15 protein-coding genes are annotated in these 20,272 nt (G+C 69.2%); 9 read left to right on the top strand and 6 right to left on the bottom strand.

All coding sequences use genetic code 11. The features are described 5' to 3' along the window. Window positions 1-2 precede the first annotated feature (2 nt). From glpK to AN215_RS02330, 3 genes are all read right to left on the bottom strand, one after another. Window positions 3-1,553 (bottom strand): glycerol kinase GlpK, encoded by a 1,551-nt coding sequence (gene glpK / locus AN215_RS02340; RefSeq protein WP_070012445.1) that lies wholly within the window; start codon window positions 1,551-1,553, stop codon window positions 3-5. Between the two features lie 170 nt (window positions 1,554-1,723). Next, window positions 1,724-2,473: an MIP/aquaporin family protein gene (locus AN215_RS02335; protein WP_070012446.1), complete on the bottom strand. Its 750-nt coding sequence runs from the start codon at window positions 2,471-2,473 to the stop codon at window positions 1,724-1,726. A gap of 401 nt (window positions 2,474-2,874) precedes the next feature. Beyond that, the gene (locus AN215_RS02330; protein WP_070031091.1) at window positions 2,875-3,717 is read right to left on the bottom strand and encodes an IclR family transcriptional regulator; all 843 of its coding nucleotides are present in this window, start codon (window positions 3,715-3,717) and stop codon (window positions 2,875-2,877) included. 342 nt (window positions 3,718-4,059) lie between these two features. Between AN215_RS02330 and metH the strand changes: the two genes are divergently transcribed. The 3 genes from metH (at window position 4,060) to AN215_RS02315 (ending at window position 10,395) form a co-directional block, all read left to right on the top strand. Continuing rightward, window positions 4,060-7,584 (top strand): methionine synthase, encoded by a 3,525-nt coding sequence (gene metH / locus AN215_RS02325; RefSeq protein ID WP_070012447.1) that lies wholly within the window; start codon window positions 4,060-4,062, stop codon window positions 7,582-7,584. A 106-nt stretch (window positions 7,585-7,690) separates the two neighbouring features. Then, window positions 7,691-8,404 carry an HAD family hydrolase gene (locus AN215_RS02320; protein WP_070012448.1) on the top strand — a complete coding sequence of 238 codons (714 nt, stop codon included), beginning with the start codon at window positions 7,691-7,693 and terminating at the stop codon, window positions 8,402-8,404. Window positions 8,405-8,805: 401 nt separating this feature from the next. Beyond that, window positions 8,806-10,395 carry an ABC transporter substrate-binding protein gene (locus AN215_RS02315; RefSeq protein WP_070012449.1) on the top strand — a complete coding sequence of 530 codons (1,590 nt, stop codon included), beginning with the start codon at window positions 8,806-8,808 and terminating at the stop codon, window positions 10,393-10,395. 102 nt (window positions 10,396-10,497) lie between these two features. Here the strand turns inward: AN215_RS02315 and AN215_RS02310 are convergent, their stop codons facing one another. Further along, on the bottom strand, window positions 10,498-11,166 hold the full coding sequence (locus tag AN215_RS02310) for a response regulator (RefSeq protein ID WP_070012450.1): 669 nt from the start codon (window positions 11,164-11,166) through the stop codon (window positions 10,498-10,500). Between the two features lie 43 nt (window positions 11,167-11,209). Next, window positions 11,210-12,100: a RecB family exonuclease gene (locus AN215_RS02305; protein ID WP_070012451.1), complete on the bottom strand. Its 891-nt coding sequence runs from the start codon at window positions 12,098-12,100 to the stop codon at window positions 11,210-11,212. A gap of 123 nt (window positions 12,101-12,223) precedes the next feature. Here AN215_RS02305 and AN215_RS02300 point away from each other — a divergent pair, with 123 nt between their 5' ends. The 3 genes from AN215_RS02300 (at window position 12,224) to AN215_RS02290 (ending at window position 15,656) form a co-directional block, all read left to right on the top strand. After that, window positions 12,224-13,921 (top strand): site-2 protease family protein, encoded by a 1,698-nt coding sequence (locus tag AN215_RS02300; RefSeq protein WP_070012452.1) that lies wholly within the window; start codon window positions 12,224-12,226, stop codon window positions 13,919-13,921. A gap of 32 nt (window positions 13,922-13,953) precedes the next feature. Continuing rightward, window positions 13,954-14,853, top strand: a complete 900-nt coding sequence (locus AN215_RS02295; protein ID WP_070012453.1) for a tRNA (adenine-N1)-methyltransferase — start codon at window positions 13,954-13,956, stop codon at window positions 14,851-14,853. Between the two features lie 236 nt (window positions 14,854-15,089). Further along, window positions 15,090-15,656 carry a hypothetical protein gene (locus AN215_RS02290; RefSeq protein WP_171904109.1) on the top strand — a complete coding sequence of 189 codons (567 nt, stop codon included), beginning with the start codon at window positions 15,090-15,092 and terminating at the stop codon, window positions 15,654-15,656. A 52-nt stretch (window positions 15,657-15,708) separates the two neighbouring features. Here AN215_RS02290 and AN215_RS02285 read toward each other — a convergent pair whose 3' ends face one another. After that, a complete protein-coding gene (locus tag AN215_RS02285; RefSeq protein ID WP_070012454.1) occupies window positions 15,709-16,008 on the bottom strand; it encodes a ferredoxin in 300 nt (99 codons plus the stop codon). A gap of 243 nt (window positions 16,009-16,251) precedes the next feature. On the opposite strand from AN215_RS02285, the gene arc reads away from it, so the two are divergent. The 3 genes from arc to AN215_RS02270 all read left to right on the top strand — a co-directional run bounded on the left by arc (window position 16,252) and on the right by AN215_RS02270 (window position 20,143). Beyond that, window positions 16,252-18,018 (top strand): proteasome ATPase, encoded by a 1,767-nt coding sequence (arc, locus tag AN215_RS02280; RefSeq protein WP_070012455.1) that lies wholly within the window; start codon window positions 16,252-16,254, stop codon window positions 18,016-18,018. A gap of 254 nt (window positions 18,019-18,272) precedes the next feature. After that, complete coding sequence (gene dop, locus AN215_RS02275) at window positions 18,273-19,784, top strand: depupylase/deamidase Dop (protein WP_070012456.1); 1,512 nt, start codon at window positions 18,273-18,275, stop codon at window positions 19,782-19,784. Between the two features lie 140 nt (window positions 19,785-19,924). After that, on the top strand, window positions 19,925-20,143 hold the full coding sequence (locus AN215_RS02270) for a ubiquitin-like protein Pup (RefSeq protein ID WP_070012457.1): 219 nt from the start codon (window positions 19,925-19,927) through the stop codon (window positions 20,141-20,143). Window positions 20,144-20,272 lie beyond the last annotated feature (129 nt).

Below are 20,272 nucleotides of genomic sequence, written 5' to 3'. Positions count from 1 at the left end.
TCTCAGTTCTCCTCTTCGATCCAGCCCATGGTCCGCTGCACGGCCTTGAGCCAGTTCTTGTACTCGCGGTCGCGGTCGGCCGCTTCCATGTCGGGCGTCCACTCGGCCGCCCGCTTCCAGTTGGCGCGCAGCTCGTCGGTGTCGGACCAGAAGCCGACGGCGAGCCCTGCCGCGTAGGCGGCGCCGAGACAGGTCGTCTCGGCGACCATCGGCCGTACGACGGGTGCGTCGAGGAAGTCCGACATGGTCTGCATCAGCAGGTTGTTGGACGTCATGCCGCCGTCGACCTTCAGCGCCGTCAGCTCGACGCCGGAGTCCTTCTGCATCGCGTCGACGATCTCCCGCGTCTGCCAGGCGGTCGCCTCCAGCACGGCACGGGCGAGGTGGGCCTTCGTGACGTACCGGGTGAGGCCGGCGATCACACCCCGGGCGTCGTCCCGCCAGTACGGGGCGAAGAGCCCGGAGAAGGCCGGTACGAAGTAGGCGCCGCCGTTGTCCTCGACGGAGCTGGCGAGGGTCTCGATCTCGGCAGCGGTGCTGATCAGTCCCATCTGGTCGCGCATCCACTGCACGAGCGAACCGGTGACGGCGATCGCGCCCTCCAGGGCGTAGACCGGCCGTTCGTCGCCGATGCGGTAGCCGACCGTGGTCAGCAGCCCGTTGTACGAATTGACCGCCTCGTGTCCGGTGTTGAGCAGCAGGAACGTTCCCGTGCCGTACGTGGACTTCGCCTCTCCCTCGGCGAAGCAGGTCTGCCCGAACAGGGCCGCCTGCTGGTCACCCAGCGCGGAGGCCACCGGGACACCGGCGAGCGCGCCCGTCGCCTCCCCGTACACCTCGGCTGAGGAACGGATCTCGGGCAGCAGCGACATGGGGACGCCCATGGAGCTGCATATCTTCTCGTCCCAGTTCATCGAGTGCAGGTTCATCAGCATGGTGCGGGAGGCGTTGGTCACGTCCGTGACGTGACGCCCTCCGTCAGGTCCGCCGGTGAGGTTCCAGATGACCCAGGAGTCCATGGTTCCGAAGAGGAGTTCGCCGCGCTCGGCGCGCTCACGCAGCCCGTCGACGTTGTCGAGCAGCCAGCGGATCTTCGGCCCGGAGAAGTAGGAGGCCAGGGGCAGGCCGGTCTCGCGGCGGAAGCGGTCCTGGCCGACGTTGCGGCCGAGTTCGCGGCAGAGCGTGTCCGTGCGGGTGTCCTGCCAGACCAGGGCGTTGTGCACGGGCTCACCGGTGGCCTTGTCCCACAGCAGCGTCGTCTCACGCTGGTTGGTGATGCCCAGAGCCTTCACGTCGGCCTTGGTGATGCCGGCCTTGTCCAGGGCGCCTGTCACCACCTGCTGCACGTTCGTCCAGATCTCGGCGGCGTCGTGCTCGACCCAGCCGGGCTTCGGGAAGATCTGCTCGTGTTCCTTCTGGTCGACGGCGACGATACGGCCGTCCTTGTCGAAGACGATGCAGCGGCTGGAGGTCGTGCCCTGGTCGATGGCGGCGATGAAGGGGCCCTCGCCGTGGGTGGAAGCGCCCGCGGACTGGTTCTCGGTCTCGCTCATGTCCTGCTCCAAGTGTTTCGGGGTGGGAAGAGGTCTCTGCCGCGCGCGCCGTCCGGAACCTCCGGGCCGCCGGGCCTGTGCTCCGGGCTGCCGGGCCGGACCGGGCGTCGAGGCCCTGGTCCGGCCCGGCAGCTGAGCAGCCCGGGCGCCGGGAGCCCGGGAGCCACGGCTCAGGCGAAGGCGAGTTGGTGTACTCCGGCGGCGATCGCGGCGCCGATCAGCGGTCCCGCGACCGGGATCCAGGAGTAGTTCCAGTCGGAGCCGCCCTTGTTCGGCAGTGGCAGCAGTGCGTGCACGATACGCGGGCCGAGGTCACGGACGGGGTTGATGGCGTACCCCGTCGGACCGCCGAGCGACAGACCGATGCCGACGACCGTGAGGGCCACGAGCAGCACGCCCACGCCGGAGAGCCCGACTTCCTTGGTCAGGCCCTGGGTCAGGATCGCGATGATGAGGACGAACGTGGCGATGATCTCGGTGACGAGGTTCTGAACGGTGTTGCGGATCTCCGGAGACGTGAAGAACACGCCGTGCACGGGTCCCGGATTCTCGGACTTGCGATCCGCCATGTCACCGAGGTCGGCGTGGAACTGGCCGTAGTAGGTGAGCCACACCAGCACGGCGCCGATCATGGCGCCGAGCAGTTCGCTGGCGAAGTAGAGCGGGACGTCGCCCCACGGGGTGGTGCCCTCGATGGCGAGGGCGAGGGTGACTGCCGGGTTGAGGTGCGCGCCGGAGACGCCCACCGAGACGTAGCCGCCGACGAGGACGGCCATGCCCCAGCCGAAGGCGATGGCGACCCAGCCGGCGTTGGAGGCCTTTGAGCGTTTGAAGGTCACGGCGGCGCACACGCCGCCGCCGAGCAGTACGAGCATCGCCGTACCTATGACTTCGCCGAAGAAGATGTCGGAGCTGGACACCCGCGACTCCTTTGTCTTGTCCAGATGGGGAGGGCGGGCCGGTTCCGTCCGCTGTTCGACAATGCCGACCGCCGAGTGGGCAGTTTTGTCCCTGGTGACGGTCGCGTCAAGGGGTGTGACCCAGGACTCCCGCACTCCGTGTACGCAGGGGAGATCATCTCCGGGCAGGGCGGAGCCGGGACCGCGGCGACGGCCCCGCACGAGCGAGGGCCGCGCCGCGTCCCGGCGCCGTGCCCCGGGCGGGGAACGGTCGTTCTCGGAACGCCGGGGCGGCCGGGAGGGCCGGTCCCCTCAGGCGCCTCCGCTGCCCTCAGGCCGTTCCGAGGCCCGCCGGCCCGTCCGCCTGCCGGAGCCGCCCTCCCGGAACGGTCCGCCCGCAGCCGCCGGGCCGGGACCACCGGTCAGAACCGCCGGGCCCCGAGATCCCGTGAGACGGCGCGCGCGCAGTCCCGTACGGCGGCGACGAGCACCGCCCGCAGTTCGGCCTCGGCGGGCGCACCCCCCGCACCGCCCGCCGCGCCGGGCGGTGCGGCGGAGCCGACCACGCCCGTACCGGCGGTGACGTCCTCGCAGACACGCTCCACCGCCCCCGTCACGCCGACCGCTCCCACCGGCATGCGGCGCCGGTCGCGGATCGGCGCCGCGATCGAGGCGAGCCCCTCCCAGGTCTCCTCCACGTCGGCGGCCCAGCCGCGCGCCCGCGTCAGCTCCAGCACGTCCTCGAAGTCCTCGAGCGAGGTGACCGTGCGCTCCGTGAAGCGCCGGCGCTCGCCGTCCACCGCCTCGCTGTGCGCCACCGGGTCGAACGCGGAGATCACCTTGCCCAGCGCCGTGCTGTGGAGCGGCTGCATCGCGCCGACCTCCAGCACCTGACGGCTGTTGTCGGGCCGGAAGACGTGGTGCACGATCAGCACGCCCTGCTGGTGCAGAACGCCCAGATAGACGCTCTCGCCGCTGGACCGCGCCAGGTCGTCCGCCCAGACCAGAGCACGCGAGCGCAGCTCGTGCACGTCCAGGTAGCTGGTGCCCAGCCGCAGCAGCTCCGCGCCCAGCTGGTACTTGCCCGTCGCCTCGTCCTGCTCGACGAAGCCCTCCTGCTGGAGGGTGCGCAGCAGACCGTGCGCGGTGCCCTTCGGAAGATCCATGGACGAGGCGATGTCGGAGAGGCCGAGCCGGCGCTCACCGCCCGCCAGAAGCCTCAGCACGGCGGCCGCCCGCTCCAGCGACTGGATGTTCCGGGCCACCGGGCACCTCCTGACCTGCTCGCAACGGGCCGCTCTGAATCGAGTTCGACAATGCCGAACGGTATCGCTTGATGGGGACCGGCGGTAGCCCGGTCCCCTTACGAGCGAGCGCACCGGTTTCTCCCCGTGCCGGGCCTGAACGCCCTGCGTGCGCCCCGTGACCGGCAGCGCCGTGCGGCTGAGCAGGCTTCCTCCCGTTTCATGCCGTCTCGTACCCCCGCTCCGCGGAATGCCCGGCTGCACTCTTGTGTTCGCCCGATACCCTGATCAGGTGCGCCGTCCTCAGTGCAGTGACCGGACAGCGCATAGCCGACAGCCGTCGCACTTTAGGGAGAACCCTTCATGGCCTCGCCGAGCAGTACGCCCGATTCCGCCTTCCCGAGGGCAGCAGCGCTGCGCAAGGCGCTCAAGGAACGCGTGGTCGTCGCCGACGGCGCGATGGGCACCATGATTCAGGCGCAGGACCCGTCCCTCGACGACTACCAGCAGCTCGAAGGCTGCAACGAGATCCTCAACGTGACCCGTCCCGACATCGTCCGGTCGGTGCACGAGGAGTACTTCGCGGCCGGCGTGGACTGTGTGGAGACCAACACCTTCGGCACCAACCACGCCGCGCTGGCCGAGTACGACATCACCGAGCGCAACTTCGAGCTCTCGGAGAAGGGCACACGCATCGCCCGCGACGTGGCGGACGAGTTCGAGGCAGACGGGCGCCCCCGCTGGGTGCTCGGCTCGATGGGCCCCGGCACCAAGCTGCCGACGCTGGGCCACGCCCCGTACACGACCCTGCGCGACGCCTACCAGCAGAACGCCGAAGGCATGATCTCCGGTGGTGCCGACGCCCTCCTGGTGGAGACCACCCAGGACCTGCTGCAGACCAAGGCGGCCATCATCGGCGCCCGCCGCGCCATGGAAGCCGCCGGCGCGCACGAGCTGCCGCTGATCTGCTCCGTGACCGTCGAGACCACCGGCACCATGCTGCTGGGCTCCGAGATCGGTGCGGCCCTCACGGCCCTGGAGCCGCTGGGCATCGACATGATCGGCCTCAACTGCGCCACCGGGCCGGCCGAGATGAGCGAGCACCTGCGCTACCTCGCCCAGCACTCACAGGTGCCGGTCTCGTGCATGCCGAACGCGGGCCTGCCCGTACTGGGCAAGGACGGAGCCCACTACCCGCTCACGCCGGAGGAGCTGTGCGACGCGCACGAGGGCTTCGTGCGCGACTACGGCCTCTCCCTGGTCGGCGGCTGCTGCGGTACGACTCCCGAGCACCTGCGCCAGCTCGTGGAGCGCGTACGCGGCAAGGAACCGGCCACGCGCACACCCACGCCCGAGGCGGGTGCCGCCTCCCTCTACCAGATGATCCCCTTCCGCCAGGACACCTCGTACCTGGCGATCGGCGAGCGCACGAACGCCAACGGCTCGAAGAAGTTCCGCGAGGCCATGCTCGACGGCCGCTGGGACGACTGCGTGGAGATGGCCCGCGACCAGATCCGCGAGGGCGCCCACATGCTCGACGTGTGCGTCGACTACGTGGGCCGTGACGGCGTCGCCGACATGGCGGAGATCGCCGGGCGCTTCGCGACCTCCTCCACCCTTCCCCTCGTCCTCGACTCCACCGAAGTGCCGGTCATCCAGGCCGGGTTGGAGAAGCTCGGCGGCCGCGCCGTCATCAACTCCGTCAACTACGAGGACGGCGACGGACCCGAGTCCCGCTTCGCCCGCGTGGCCTCCCTGGCACGCGAGCACGGCGCCGCCCTGATGGCCCTGACGATCGACGAGGAGGGCCAGGCCCGTACCGCCGAGAACAAGGTCGCCATCGCCGAGCGCATCATCGACGACCTGACCACCAACTACGGCATCGCCGAGTCGAGCATCCTCATCGACTGCCTGACGTTCACCATCTGCACCGGTCAGGAGGAGTCCCGCAAGGACGGGATCAACACCATCGAGGCCATCCGGGAGCTGAAGAAGCGCCGCCCGGACGTGCAGACCACGCTCGGCCTGTCCAACATCTCCTTCGGGCTCAACCCGGCCGCGCGCATCGTCCTCAACTCCGTCTTCCTCGACGAGTGCGTCAAGGCCGGCCTGGACTCGGCGATCGTGCACGCGAGCAAGATCCTGCCGATCGCGCGCCTGGAGGAGGAGCAGGTCACCACCGCCCTGGATCTGATCTACGACCGGCGCCGTGAGGGTTACGACCCGCTGCAGCACCTCCTGGAGCTCTTCGAGGGCGTCGACACCAAGGCGATGAAGGCGGGCAAGGCCGAGGAGCTCGCGGCGCTGCCGCTGGACGAGCGTCTCCAGCAGCGCATCATCGACGGCGAACGCAACGGCCTGGAAGCCGACTTGGACGAGGCGCTCGGGGAGCGTCCCGCGCTCGAGATCGTCAACGACACCCTGCTCGCGGGCATGAAGGTCGTCGGTGAGCTCTTCGGCGCGGGCAAGATGCAGCTCCCGTTCGTGCTGCAGTCGGCCGAGGTGATGAAGACCGCGGTCGCCTACCTGGAACCGCACATGGAGAAGTCCGACGACGAGGGCAAGGGCACCATCGTCCTGGCCACGGTCCGCGGCGACGTGCACGACATCGGCAAGAACCTCGTCGACATCATCCTGTCCAACAACGGCTACAACGTGGTCAATCTGGGGATCAAGCAGCCCGTCGGCGCCATCCTCGACGCCGCCGAGGAGAACAAGGCCGACGTCATCGGCATGTCCGGCCTGCTGGTGAAGTCGACAGTGATCATGAAGGAGAACCTGGAGGAGCTGAACCAGCGTCAGATGGCCGCGGACTTCCCGGTCATCCTCGGCGGTGCCGCGCTCACCCGGGCGTACGTCGAGCAGGATCTGCACGAGGTCTACGAGGGCGAAGTCCGCTACGCCCGGGACGCCTTCGAGGGCCTGCGCCTCATGGACGCCCTCATCGGCGTCAAGCGCGGCGTCCCCGGCGTCGAGCTGCCTCCGCTGAAGCAGCGCCGTGTGCCCAAGCGCCCCTCGTCCGCCGCCGGTGAGGTGCCGGAGGAGGAGGTCAACGACGGTTCGGTGCGCTCCGACGTGGCCACCGACAACCCGGTCCCCACGCCGCCCTTCTGGGGCAGCCGCGTGGTCAAGGGCATCGGCCTGAAGGACTACGCGTCCTGGATCGACGAGGGTGCGCTCTTCAAGGGCCAGTGGGGTCTGAAGGAGTCCCGTACGGGCGAGGGCCCCGGCTACGAGGAGCTGGTGGAGACCGACGGACGTCCCCGGCTCCGCGGCCTGCTGGACCGGCTGCACACGGACAACATGCTGGAGGCGGCCGTCGTATACGGCTACTACCCGTGCGTCTCCAAGGGCGACGACCTGATCCTCCTCAACGAGGACGGCAGCGAGCGCACCCGCTTCACCTTCCCCCGCCAGCGCCGTGGCCGGCGGCTGTGCCTCGCGGACTTCTTCCGTGCGGAGGAGTCCGGTGAGCAGGACGTCGTCGGGCTGCAGGTCGTCACCGTCGGTTCGAAGATCGGCGAGGCCACCGCTGAGCTCTTCGCGAAGGACGCCTACCGGGACTACCTGGAGCTGCACGGCCTGTCCGTCCAGCTCGCCGAGGCCCTGGCCGAGTACTGGCACGCCCGGGTCCGCGCCGAGCTGGACATCTCCGCGGAGGACCCGGCCGCCATGGCCGACATGTTCGCCCTCAAGTACCGGGGAGCCCGCTTCTCCCTCGGCTACGGCGCCTGCCCCAACCTGGAGGACCGGGCGAAGATCGCGGACCTGCTGCAGCCGGAGCGCATCGGCGTGGAGCTGTCGGAGGAGTTCCAGCTGCACCCCGAGCAGTCCACCGACGCCATCGTGATCCACCATCCGGAGGCCAAGTACTTCAACGCCCGATAACGGCTCCGACCGGACCGTCGTAGAATGGTCGGTCCGGTACAGGCCGGTCGTTCGCTCCTGTGGGGCGGGCGGCCGGCCTTGTTGTCCCTCACGGAGGTGTACGCGGATGACCAGCTCCATCCCCGCGCTCGGCACTCTTACGGCCGAAGGCTCGTCGCTGCAGGCGGTGCTCCTCGACATGGACGGCACCCTGGTCGACACGGAAGGCTACTGGTGGGACGCCGAGAGTGAGGCTTTCGCGGAGCTCGGGCACGTACTGAAGGACGAATGGCGCGAGGTCGTGGTGGGCGGCCCGATGACGCGCAGTGCCGGCTTCCTCATCGAGGCGACGCAAGCCGACATCACCGTCGAGGAGCTGACCGTGCTGCTCAACGACAAGTTCATCGAGCGCGTGCGCCGCGGCGTGCAGCTCGTACCGGGCGCGCGGCGCCTGCTCGCCGAGCTGTCCCTGCACGGGGTCCCCACCGCGCTGGTCTCCGCCTCCCACCGCACGGTCGTGGACGAGATGCTGGTCTCCCTCGGCAGGGAGCACTTCGACCTCACCGTCGCCGGGGACGAACTGACCCGTACGAAGCCGCACCCCGACCCCTATCTGACGGCCGCCGGGCGCCTCGGCGCGGACCCGGCACGCTGCGCCGTCATCGAGGACACCGTGACCGGGGTGGCGTCCGCCGAGGCGGCTGGCTGCCGGGTGGTGGCGGTGCCGTCCGTCGCGCCCATCGACGACGCACCGGGCCGCACCATCGTGGAATCCCTCGAAGAGGTGAATCTCGCCTTCCTGCGTTCACTGGTCCTCGTGGCGCATCAGAGCGTCTCCTGACGCTCCGGCACCTTTTCCCGGGACGGGCACTTCCTCTTCCGTGCGGGCGGTTGTTCTTCCGTGCGGACGGCACTTCGCGGCGGCTGAGGGCGCTCAGGTCCGGGCCTGCTCAGCCGACTTGTCACGCTTATGACGCCCTGTCGGCCGCCTTCGCCGAATACGTGCTCCCAGCCTCTTGACGCGGCATGAAGAGCGCTGTGACATTCACCAGACTTCGCGTCGGCTCCGGCACGCCATGCCGCTCGGTCCGGTGCGTCCGCGCAGTCCACGCGAACCGGGGGTGTCCTCATCGGGCTCGGAGTCCGTTGCCAGGGCGTCCAGTTCAGGAACGGCCACCTGAGCCCGTCAGCGTGCCCCGCCCGGTCTTCGTGACCCCTAGGCCGACGAGAGGACCGTGCCCGATGCACCGCAAGACCCCGGCACTCACTGCGGCAGCCGGTCTGCTGGCGTCCCTGCTGACTGCTTGCGGGCAGGTGACGGGGGACGACGCAGAGGCGATCGTCGTCGGGACGACCGACACCTTCACCGTCTCCAAGGCCTCGCCCGCGCCCTTCGACCCCGCGGCCGCATACGACGTCAGCTCATGGAACGTCATGCGCAACGCCTTCCAGACGCTGCTGCGTATGCCGCGTTCCGGCACCCGCCCCGTCCGGGACGCCGCGGAGAGGTGCGGCTTCACCGACGAGCGGAACGAGCAGTACCGCTGCACCCTGCGCGAAGGCCTCACCTTCTCCAACGGCAACACGCTCGACGCCAAGGACGTGGAGTACTCGATCGAGCGCATCCTGCGTATCCGCTTCGCCAACGGGCCCGCCTCGCTGCTCACCGGCATAGCCGAGGTGGAGGCCACCAGCGACCGTGAGGTCGTCTTCAATCTGCGCAAGCCGGACGCCACCTTCCCGTTCAAGATCGCCACTCCCGCCGCCTCGATCGTCGACCAGCAGAGCTACCCGGCGGACGGCTTCGCCAAGGGCTTCCGGACAGTGGGGTCTGGCCCGTACACGCTCGAATACGAATCCGGCGCGAGAAAGACGGTCTTCACCCGCAACGCCGACTACAAGGGTTCGCTGAAGATCGCCGGCGAGAAGGTCGAACTGCAGTCCTTCGACGACTCCGCCGCCATGGAGAAGGCCCTGCGTGCGGGCGACATAGACCTGATGAACCGCACCATCTCCCCGCAGCAGATCGAGCGACTGGAGTCGGCCCCCGAGGACAGCATCGACCTCGTGCAGCAGCCGGGCCAGGAGATCCGCTACCTCGTCTTCAACACCGACGACGAGACCGCCGGCCGCCTGGCCGTGCGGCGCGCCATGGCCGAGGTGATCGACCGTGAGTCCCTCGTACGCGACGTGTACGCACGCACTGCCGAGCCGCTCTACTCCCTGGTGCCCTCGGGCGTGCCCGGACACCGGAACTCCTTTTTCAACAAGTACGGCGAAGGCGGCGCCGACTCGGCCCGGCGCACCCTGCGCCGGGCGGGCGTGAGCACCCCGGTGAAGCTCGAACTCGCCTACACCACCGACCACTACGGCAGCGTCACCAAGAAGGAGTTCACCAAACTCAAGGAGCAGCTCAACGGCAGCGGACTGTTCGACGCCGAAGTGCGCGGGCTGCCCTGGGACACCTACCGCTCGGCCGCGCTGGAAGGGAAGTACCAGGTCTACGGCTACGGCTGGTTCCCCGACTTCCCCGACGCCGACAACTACATCGCGCCGTTCTTCGAGCGGAACAACTTCCTCAACAGCCCCTACATCAGCACCGAGATACGCGACAAGCTCATCCCTCAGACACGGCAGAAGACCGACCGGGTCCGCACCGAGCGCGGCTTCGGCCGAGCCCAGGACATCGTGGCCGACGAGGTGCCGGTGCTGCCGCTGTGGCAGGGCAAACAGTTCATCGCGGCGGGCGAGGACATCACCGGTGCCGAATGGGCGCTGAACTCCTCGTCGGTGCTGCAGCTGTGGGAGCTGGGCCGCAGCAGCGACGGCTGACGGTCGGCCCCGGGAGGCGTGTGCGGGGCCGCGTCCGGGCCCCCGCCCGGCACAGGCCGTACGCGATACAGAGGCGCGCGCACGGCAGGCCCTGCCCTCACGCTAGGAGCCGGGCCGCACCAGCCCGCTCTCGTACGCGTAGACCGCGGCCTGCACGCGGTCGCGGAGCCCCAGCTTGGTCAGCACATGCCCGACGTGCGTCTTGACCGTCGTCTCGCTGACGAAGAGGTCCGCGGCGATCTCCGAGTTCGACAGGCCGCGCGCCACGAGCTTCAGCACCTCCACCTCGCGGTCCGTCAGCTGATGCAGCGTGTCCGGCACCGGCTCCTCGCCCGAGGGGAGCTTCCCCGCGTACTTGTCGAGCAGACGGCGTGTGATGCTCGGCGCCAGCATGGCCTCACCCGCCGCGACCACGCGGATCGCCTGCACCAGCTCGGCGGCCGGCGCGTCCTTGAGCAGGAAACCGCTGGCACCGGCGCGCAGCGCCTCCACCACGTACTCGTCGAGGTCGAAGGTGGTCAGCACGAGCACCTTCGCGGGGCCGTCCTTCGCGGGCCCGGTGATGCGGCGTGTGGCCTCCACCCCGTCCATCCGGGGCATGCGGATGTCCATCAGGACCACGTCCGGCTGCAGGGCACGCACCTGGTCCAGGGCCTGCAGCCCGTCCCCCGCCTCACCGACGACGGCGATGTCCTGCTCCGCCTCCAGGATCATCCGGAAGCCGGTGCGCAGCAGCGGCTGGTCGTCGACCAACAGGACGCGGATAGCCACGGGATCTCCTTCGGCGGGTGGCAGGAACCGACCCCATTCTTGCCTAGACGTCGGCGGTGGATTCCTGTGGCCCTTCGCTGCGCGGCTCGGGGAGCCGTGGCTGCACCGTGAGCGGATACGGCGGGGGAGAGCCGCCGAATTCCGGGCAGTGCGCCTGGTGGTCGCACCAGTCGCAGAGCCTGCCCGGGCTCGGGCGCCAGTCGCCCGTCTCCGTCGCCTTCGTGATGGCCTCCCACAGCGCCAGCACCTTGCGCTCGACGCGGCGCAGATCCTCCTCGTCCGGGTCGTAGGTCAGCACATCTCCACTGCCCAGGAAGACCAGTTGGAGACGGCGGGGGATGATCCCGCGCAGCCGCCAGACCACCAGCGCGTAGAACTTCATCTGGAAGAGCGGCCCGTCGGAGAACTGAGGCGGCGGCGCCTTGCCCGTCTTGTAGTCGACGATCCGGACCTCGCCCGTGGGAGCGACGTCGACGCGGTCGATGATGCCGCGCAGCCGCAGCCCGGAATCCAGCGTGGTCTCCACGAAGAACTCCCGCTCCGCGGGCTCCAGACGGGTCGGGTCCTCCAGCGAGAACCAGCGCTCGACGAGGGCCTCCGCCTCCGCCAGCCACGCCGCCAACTCGGCGCCGTCCACCTCCCGGTCCCCGCCGTCCTCCGCGAAGAGCTCCTTCAGCTCCGGACGCTTCGCCAGCAGCCGCTCCCACTCGCGGGCGACCAGGGAACGGGCACGCGGCAGGCTGCGCTGCTCCGCCGGAGCGTCGAAGAGCCGCTCCAGCACGGCGTGTACGACCGTGCCGCGAGTGGCCGCCGGGGAAGGTTTCTCCGGCAGTTTGTCGATCACCCGGAAGCGGTAGAGCAGCGGACACTGCATGAAGTCGCTGGCGCGGGACGGCGAGAGGGAGTTCGGCGGGGATGCGACGCGGGTGGTCATGACGTACGACCCTAGGGCCCCGCACTGACAACGGACGCATACCATCGAGGGCGGCGCACCCGCCCCCGCACGCCCACCGGCCGGCGGAGCGGCGGAGTGCGAGGAAGCGGCAGAAGGGAACCCGTGGCGGACACGGAAAACGGCGGCACGCCGCGTTCGGGCGGCTCCGGCGGCTCCGGCGGTTCCGGAACGGCGGGGGAGGGCACGGCGTCTCTCCCGGACCGTCCGGACACTCCGGCGTACCCGGACGCGCGCGAGGCGCACGCCGAGGCGGCCGACAACGCGTCAGAACGGGACCTGGGCACGGCTTCCGGTCCCGCGTCCGGTCAGGGACCCGACCCGGAGGCCGGAGGCGGCAGCGGCCGTACGGCGGCCCCTGAGACCTCTTCCTCGAAGGCCGCCGGAACGGGCGAGTCCGCCCGGGAGCCGAGCACGGGCCCGGTAGCAGCTCCTGACGCCCGCCCCGCGTCCCGCCCGGACGCAGGCGAGGGCCCCGGCAAGACCCCAGGCAAGGCAGGCCCCGGCGGCCCCGGAACTTCGGGCCCCGGAGCCCCCGGTGGCCCCGGCACCTCCGGTTCCGGCCCCGGCAACGGCACCTCCGGTTCCGGAGCCCCCGGCCCCGCCGGTCACGGCCCCCCGGGTCTGGGCCCCGACAAGCCCCGTCGCGCCCGCCCCTTCGGCGGCGGCCTCCTGATGGGCCGCCCCTTCGGCGTGCCCGTCTACGTGGCGCCCAGCTGGTTCCTCGTGGCCGCCCTCATCACCTGGGTCTTCGGCGGCCAGCTCGACCGTGTGCTGCCGCATCTCGGCGCCGTGCGCTATCTGATCGCTCTCTTCTTCGCCGTGGCCTTCTACGCGTCCGTCCTCGTGCACGAACTCGCCCACACCGTCGCCGCGCTGCGCTTCAAGCTGCCCGTACGCCGCATCCAGCTCCAGTTCTTCGGCGGGGTCTCCGAGATCGAGAAGGAGGCCGAGAGCCCCGGCCGCGAGTTCGTACTGGCCTTCGTCGGGCCGCTGCTGTCCCTCGTGCTCGCCGGGGTCTTCTACGGCGGGATGCAGGTCGTGCGGCCGGGCACCGTGCCGGGTGTGCTGCTGTTCGGGCTGATGATCTCCAACCTCATCGTTGCCGCCTTCAACCTCCTCCCCGGACTGCCCCTGGACGGCGGCCGGATGCTGCGAGCCCTCGTGTGGAAGCTGAGCGGCCGCCCGATGACCGGCACCGTCTTCGCCGCGTGGATCGGCCGGGCGCTGGCCGTCGCCGTGCTCATCGGGCTGCCCCTCGCCACACACGCGGGCGGCCTGACGCAGGAGTCCATCGGCGGTATCGACACGCTCATGGACGCGCTGCTCGCCGCCATCCTGGCCGCCATCATCTGGACCGGCGCCGGGAACAGCCTGCGCATGGCACGGCTGCGCGAGCATCTCCCCGACCTGCGCGCCCGCAACCTCACCAGGCGGGCCGTCCCCGTACCCACCGACACCCCGCTCTCGGAGGCGCTCCGACGCGCCAACGACGCCGGAGCCCGCGCCCTCGTCGTCGTCGACGGCGCCGGGGGTCCCGTCTCGCTCGTACGGGAGGCGGCCATCGCCGGCGTCCCCTCGCACCGGCGCCCCTGGGTCGCGGTCTCCACCCTCGCCCAGGAGCTGAAGGAGGGCATGCGCGTCCCGGCGGAGCTGGCCGGCGAGGAACTGCTGGAGCACCTGCGTGCCACCCCCGCGACCGAGTACCTGGTGGTCGAGGAGACCGGCGAGATCTACGGGGTGCTCTCCACCGGCGACGTCGAGCGTGCCTTCGTCGCGGCCATGGCCAAGCCCTCGGCATGAGGGCCGCTGACCAGACCCGTTAGTCTGTGCGCATGTCCGAACCGACCGGTGCAGCCCGCCGTCGCGGGCCCTTCAAGGTCGGGGACCAGGTCCAGCTCACCGATCCCAAGGGACGCCACTACACGTTCACGCTCGAAGAGGGAAAGAGCTTCCACACCCACAAGGGAGCCTTCCCCCACGACGAGCTGATCGGCGCTCCCGAGGGCAGTGTCGTCCGTACCACGGGAAACGTCGCCTACCTCGCGCTGCGCCCCCTGCTCCCCGACTACGTCCTGTCCATGCCGCGCGGCGCCGCCGTCGTCTATCCCAAGGACGCGGGCCAAGTCCTGGCCATGGCCGACATCTTCCCGGGCGCGCGCGTCGTCGAGGCGGGAGTCGGCTCCGGTTCGCTGAGCACCTTCCTGCTCCGCGCCATCGGCGACATGGGCATGCTCCACAGCTACGAACGGCGGGCGGACTTCGCCGAGATCGCCCGGCAGAACGTCGAGCGCTACTTCGGCGAACCGCACCCCGCCTGGACGCTCACCGTCGGAGACCTCCAGGACCATCTCTCGGACGGCGACGTCGACCGCGTCATCCTCGACATGCTCGCCCCCTGGGAGTGCCTGGAGTCCGTCTCCAAGGCCCTTGTCCCGGGCGGCATCGTGTGCTGCTACGTCGCCACCACGACACAACTGGCCCGCATGGTCGAGTCGATCCGCGAGCACGGCACGTTCAACGAGCCGCAGGCCTGGGAGACCATGGTGCGCAACTGGCACGTCGAGGGCCTGGCCGTACGTCCCGACCACCGCATGATCGGGCACACGGGTTTCCTGCTCACCGCCCGCCGCCTCGCCGACGGCGTCGAGCCGCCGCTGCGCCGCCGCCGCCCCGCCAAGGGCGCGTACGGGGAGGACTACACCGGCCCGGGCAGCACCTCGGGCCGTTCCTGAAAGGCCCGTTGGGGCGCAGGCCTCTCGTCGTCCCGTTCCGCCGACCACGCACGCCGCGGGCCTCCGCCCCGGTCTTCCGCACCAACGCGGCAGCCGGGCGGGGGCGTTGAGTCTCCTGCGCTGACGCCTCGTCAGCAGCCTTACGGACGAACCAGGTCCCGCCCGTTCCGGTGCCGTGTGACGTATGGCACGATGCTGTGCACCCCCAAGCACACTTCTCACAGGAGTCACCCGGCGTGACGGAACTGCCGCACACCCGTACCCGCATGGTGCACTGGCTCAGCACGGCCGTGGCCCTCGCCGCCGTCGTCGGGGCATCGGCCCTGATCCAGCCGGCGGACGCCACCGCCCAGCCCACGCTCACCACGACCGCCTCCGGCCCGGCCCCGGACCCGAAGAAGGCGGACTTCCCCGTGGATTGCGGCAGCCCGTCCGTCAAGGTCGACGTCGTCGGCAGGGGCTCCACGGACTTCGACGGCGACGGACGCAAGGAGACCGTCGCCTCCGTGCGCTGCCACTCCGGTACGGGCACGCCGCCCAACGCCCTGTTCGTCCTTGCCGCCCCGGCCCGTCCCGGCGATCCGCCCCGCGTGGTCGCGACGATGCTGCGCACCAAGGAGCGGATGACGGTCCAGGACCTGAAGGTCAGCGGCCGTACGGTCTCGGCCAAGCTGCTGGGCTACTCCTCGCCCTCCGTGCCGAGCTGCTGCCCGGACAGGCAGCGGAAGGTGAAGTGGGAGTGGAAGGACGGGAAGTTCGCGCTGGAAGCCGCTCCCGTCCCCGGAAGCCCGAAGAGCATCTGACGAGCAACGGTCCCTCCCGGCCCGCTCTTCGGGCACTCACCGTGAGCGTCGGTCACTGCCCGTGCTCGTCGGCGTCGGGCCCGTAGACTTCAACACTGTCCGAAACACGGCGGACATGAATGCAGTCACCCGGGCACTCCTTCGCGGAGTCCACCACGTCGGTGAGGAGCGGCAGCGGTACGGGAGTCGTCGCTCCCTTGTCCTGAAGAAGCTCGTCCTCAGCGCTCTTGACGTAGGCCAAGCCGTCGATGTCCAGCTCGAACACCTCGGGTGCGTACTGCGCGCAGATGCCGTCGCCGGTGCACAGATCCTGGTCGATCCAGACCTCGAGTGCGTCGTCCCCGGTGCTCATCCTGTCGCCTGCCGTTCCTGCGTTCGTGATGGAAAGCTGCTGTCCATGAAGGGGTGTTGACCGTTCCGACCCTACAACCGGCCGCTTTCGGATGGTCATGGGTGGGTATTCCCCTGGCGTGAGGGAGCGCGCAAGGGTGAAGATCAGACACACCGCGACCGTCTTTGTGATCTAGGGTTTCAACCTGTACCCGCCCAGGTAGGGTCAGGAAGCGTCCAGCTCCCCCTGGAGGAGGTGAGGACCGTGGCAGCCCACGACGACGACATCAACCGCGGCATCCGGCCCGGTCGGGGTTCCGAAGACCCGTCCGGTCAGGTGGCGTATCTGGAGCAGGAGATCGCCGTCCTGCGCCGCAAGCTCGCCGACTCTCCGCGGCACACTCGGATTCTTGAGGAGCGGATCGTCGAGCTGCAGACCAATCTGGCCGGCGTCTCCGCACAGAACGAGCGGCTCTCCAACACGCTCCGTGAGGCGCGTGACCAGATCGTTGCCCTCAAGGAAGAGGTCGACCGACTCGCGCAGCCGCCGGCCGGCTTCGGAGTTTTCCTGACGGCGAACGAGGACGGCACAGCTGACATCTTCACCGGCGGGCGCAAGCTCCGAGTGAACGTCAGCCCCAGCGTCGAACTCGAGGAGCTCCGGCGCGGCCAGGAGCTGATGCTCAACGAAGCACTCAACGTGGTCGAGGCCATGGAGTTCGAGACCGCGGGCGACATCGTCATGCTCAAGGAGGTGCTGGAGGACGGCGAGCGCGCCCTGGTCGTCGGTCACACCGACGAGGAGCGGGTGGTCCGCCTCGCCGAGCCCCTGCTGGAGACGACGCTCCGCGCGGGCGACGCTCTGCTTCTGGAGCCGCGCTCCGGCTACGTCTTCGAAGTCGTGCCCAAGAGCGAGGTCGAGGAACTCGTCCTCGAAGAGGTCCCCGACATCGACTACGCCAAGATCGGCGGTCTGCGCGGCCAGATCGAGCAGATCCGCGACGCGGTCGAACTGCCGTATCTGCACCCCGATCTCTTCAAGGAGCACGAACTGCGCCCGCCGAAGGGCGTTCTGCTCTACGGCCCGCCCGGCTGCGGCAAGACGCTGATCGCCAAGGCCGTGGCCAACTCACTGGCCAAGAAGGTGGCGGAGGTCACAGGGAAGCCCCAGGGCAAGAGCTACTTCCTGAACATCAAGGGCCCCGAGCTCCTCAACAAGTACGTGGGCGAGACCGAGCGGCACATCCGCCTGGTCTTCCAGCGGGCCAGAGAGAAGGCGAGCGAGGGCACGCCCGTCATCGTCTTCTTCGACGAGATGGACTCCCTCTTCCGCACCCGCGGCTCGGGTGTCAGCTCGGACGTCGAGAACACGATCGTCCCCCAGCTGCTCTCCGAGATCGACGGCGTGGAGGGCCTGGAGAACGTCATCGTCATCGGCGCCTCCAACCGCGAGGACATGATCGACCCGGCGATCCTGCGTCCCGGCCGTCTCGACGTGAAGATCAAGATCGAGCGTCCGGACGCCGAGGCCGCCAAGGACATCTTCTCGAAGTACCTGACCGCGAACCTCCCGCTGCACGCGGACGACGTCTCCGAGCACGGCGGGAACACCAACGCCGCGGTGGACGCCATGATCCAGTCCGTCGTGGAGCAGATGTACGCGGAGTCCGAGGAGAACCGCTTCCTGGAGGTCACCTACGCCAACGGTGACAAGGAAGTGCTCTACTTCAAGGACTTCAACTCCGGCGCCATGATCGAGAACATCGTCGGCCGGGCTAAGAAGATGGCGATCAAGGCCTACCTCGACCAGAACCAGAAGGGTCTGCGCGTCTCCCACCTGCTCGCCGCCTGCGTCGACGAGTTCAAGGAGAACGAGGACCTCCCCAACACCACCAACCCCGACGACTGGGCCCGCATCTCCGGCAAGAAGGGCGAGCGGATCGTATACATCCGCACGCTGGTCACCGGAAAGCAGGGTGCGGACACCGGCCGTTCGATCGACACCGTGGCCAACACCGGTCAGTACCTGTAAGCAGACAGCGATCCGGCTGCGGACGCCCCTTGTGGACCCCCGCCGAAGGCAGGGGAGGGCGTCCGTGGCCGGATCCTTTTTGAGCAGTCCGAGGAAGTCCGCTGAGTGATCTCCCGACTTCAGGCCGTGCGTTCTAGGCTCGTCCGTAGTGCCGCTACGCAAAGTGCTGAGGGAAGGACCGCAGACGGGGCGGATGCGCAGCGGGACTTGAGCGGCGGCCCACAGCCGGGCCGCTGCCGGGCAAGGAGGGCCGCATGACCGTACGGCGAGTAATGGGTATCGAGACGGAGTACGGGATCTCCGTACCCGGCCATCCCAACGCCAATGCCATGCTCACCTCATCCCAGATCGTCAACGCCTACGCCGCGGCGATGCACCGGGCACGCCGTGCCCGCTGGGACTTCGAGGAGGAGAACCCGCTGCGGGACGCCCGGGGCTTCGACCTGGCACGGGAGTCCGCCGACGCCAGCCAGCTCACGGACGAGGACATCGGCCTGGCCAATGTCATCCTCACCAACGGCGCCCGTCTCTACGTCGACCACGCCCACCCCGAGTACAGCGCACCCGAGGTGACCAACCCTCTCGACGCCGTCCTGTGGGACAAGGCGGGGGAGCGGATCATGGCGGAGGCCGCGGAGCGCGCCGCCGAGGTCCCCGGGACGCAGGCGATCCACCTCTACAAGAACAACACCGACAACAAGGGCGCCTCCTACGGCACGCACGAGAACTACCTGATGAAGCGGGAGACACCGTTCTCTGACGTCGTGCGGCACCTGACGCCCTTCTTCGTCTCGCGCCAGGTGATGTGCGGCGCCGGCCGCGTCGGCCTCGGCCAGGACGGCAGCGAGCACGGATTCCAGCTCAGTCAGCGCGCCGACTACTTCGAGGTCGAGGTCGGCCTGGAGACGACGCTGAAACGGCCGATCATCAACACCCGCGACGAGCCGCACGCCGACGCGGAGAAGTACCGCCGGCTCCATGTGATCATCGGTGACGCCAACCTCTCCGAGATCTCCACGTATCTCAAGCTCGGCACCACCGCGCTCGTCCTGTCGATGATCGAGGACAACTTCATCGCCGTCGACCTCGCGGTCGACCAGCCCGTACGCACGCTCCACCACGTCTCGCACGACCCGACCCTGGGCAAGCTGATCACGCTGCGCAGCGGCCGTACGCTCACGGGCGTCCAGCTTCAGATGGAGTACTGCGAGCTCGCGCGCAAATACGTCGAGGAGCGCTGGGGCGCCGACGCGGACGATCAGACCCAGGACGTCCTCACCCGCTGGGAAGACGTCCTGACCAGACTGGAGCAGGACCCGATGAGTCTCTCCGGGGAGCTGGACTGGGTCGCCAAGCGCGAGCTGATGGAGGGCTACCGCCGCCGTGACCAGCTCGGATGGGACGCGGCACGGCTGCAGCTGGTCGACCTCCAGTACGCGGACGTGAGGCCCGACAAGGGCCTCTACAACCGCCTCGCGAACCGCGGCAACATCCAGCGGCTGCTTCAGGAGGAGGACATCAAGCGGGCCGTGGGCAAGCCGCCGGAGGATACGCGCGCGTACTTCCGCGGCCGCTGCCTGGAGCAGTACGCGGACGACGTCGCCGCCGCCTCGTGGGATTCGGTCATCTTCGATCTGCCGGGCCGTGACTCTCTGCAACGGGTCCCGACCCTGGAGCCGCTGCGGGGCACCCGTGACCACGTGAAGGAGCTTCTGGACCGCTGCCGTACGGCGGAGGAGCTGGTGAGGGTGCTTTCCGGAGGCTGAAGGACGGCTATTCGGTGCCGCATGCGGGAATCACCGGGGTGGTACTCCGACGTTGGAGAAGTGAAGGGCCGATGTCAGTCCCTGCTTGTAGGGTCTGATCTTGTACGTCACGCGTACACCGAACCGAGCGGGGTGAGGATATGGCGACCAAGGACACCGGCGGCGGGCAGCAGAAGGCCACCCGCCAGACCGAGGAAACCGAGGAGCAGGCTGAGGAGACACAGGTCTCCGAGGACCTCAAGGAGCGCCAGGAAGCACTCTCGGAGGATGTGGACTCCGTCCTGGACGAGATCGACGACGTCCTTGAGGAGAACGCCGAGGACTTCGTACGGTCCTTCGTTCAGAAGGGCGGAGAGTAATCGCGTGATCACCCGTCCTGCGTCCCCGGTCCCGGGGGCGCAGGACGGGTGACTTCCGGGCCTGCGGGTATGGTCCGTGCAGTATTCCAAGATCCCCTCTGACCGACTTCCGATCTGTGGAAGGAAACG

This window comes from Streptomyces abyssalis (assembly GCF_001751365.1).
GTDB lineage: Bacteria > Actinomycetota > Actinomycetes > Streptomycetales > Streptomycetaceae > Streptomyces > Streptomyces abyssalis.
This window is presented reverse-complemented; position numbering and strand designations above follow the sequence as displayed.

What these genes read in the sequence shown, in the direction of transcription:
- glpK (WP_070012445.1), bottom strand. Translation starts at nt 1,553, where the DNA reads ATGAGCGAGACCGAGAACCAGTCCGCGGGCGCTTCCACCCACGGCGAG.
- metH (WP_070012447.1), top strand. Translation starts at nt 4,060, where the DNA reads ATGGCCTCGCCGAGCAGTACGCCCGATTCCGCCTTCCCGAGGGCAGCA.
- AN215_RS02320 (WP_070012448.1), top strand. Translation starts at nt 7,691, where the DNA reads ATGACCAGCTCCATCCCCGCGCTCGGCACTCTTACGGCCGAAGGCTCG.
- AN215_RS02315 (WP_070012449.1), top strand. Translation starts at nt 8,806, where the DNA reads ATGCACCGCAAGACCCCGGCACTCACTGCGGCAGCCGGTCTGCTGGCG.
- AN215_RS02305 (WP_070012451.1), bottom strand. Translation starts at nt 12,100, where the DNA reads ATGACCACCCGCGTCGCATCCCCGCCGAACTCCCTCTCGCCGTCCCGC.
- AN215_RS02295 (WP_070012453.1), top strand. Translation starts at nt 13,954, where the DNA reads ATGTCCGAACCGACCGGTGCAGCCCGCCGTCGCGGGCCCTTCAAGGTC.
- AN215_RS02285 (WP_070012454.1), bottom strand. Translation starts at nt 16,008, where the DNA reads ATGAGCACCGGGGACGACGCACTCGAGGTCTGGATCGACCAGGATCTG.
- dop (WP_070012456.1), top strand. Translation starts at nt 18,273, where the DNA reads ATGACCGTACGGCGAGTAATGGGTATCGAGACGGAGTACGGGATCTCC.
- AN215_RS02270 (WP_070012457.1), top strand. Translation starts at nt 19,925, where the DNA reads ATGGCGACCAAGGACACCGGCGGCGGGCAGCAGAAGGCCACCCGCCAG.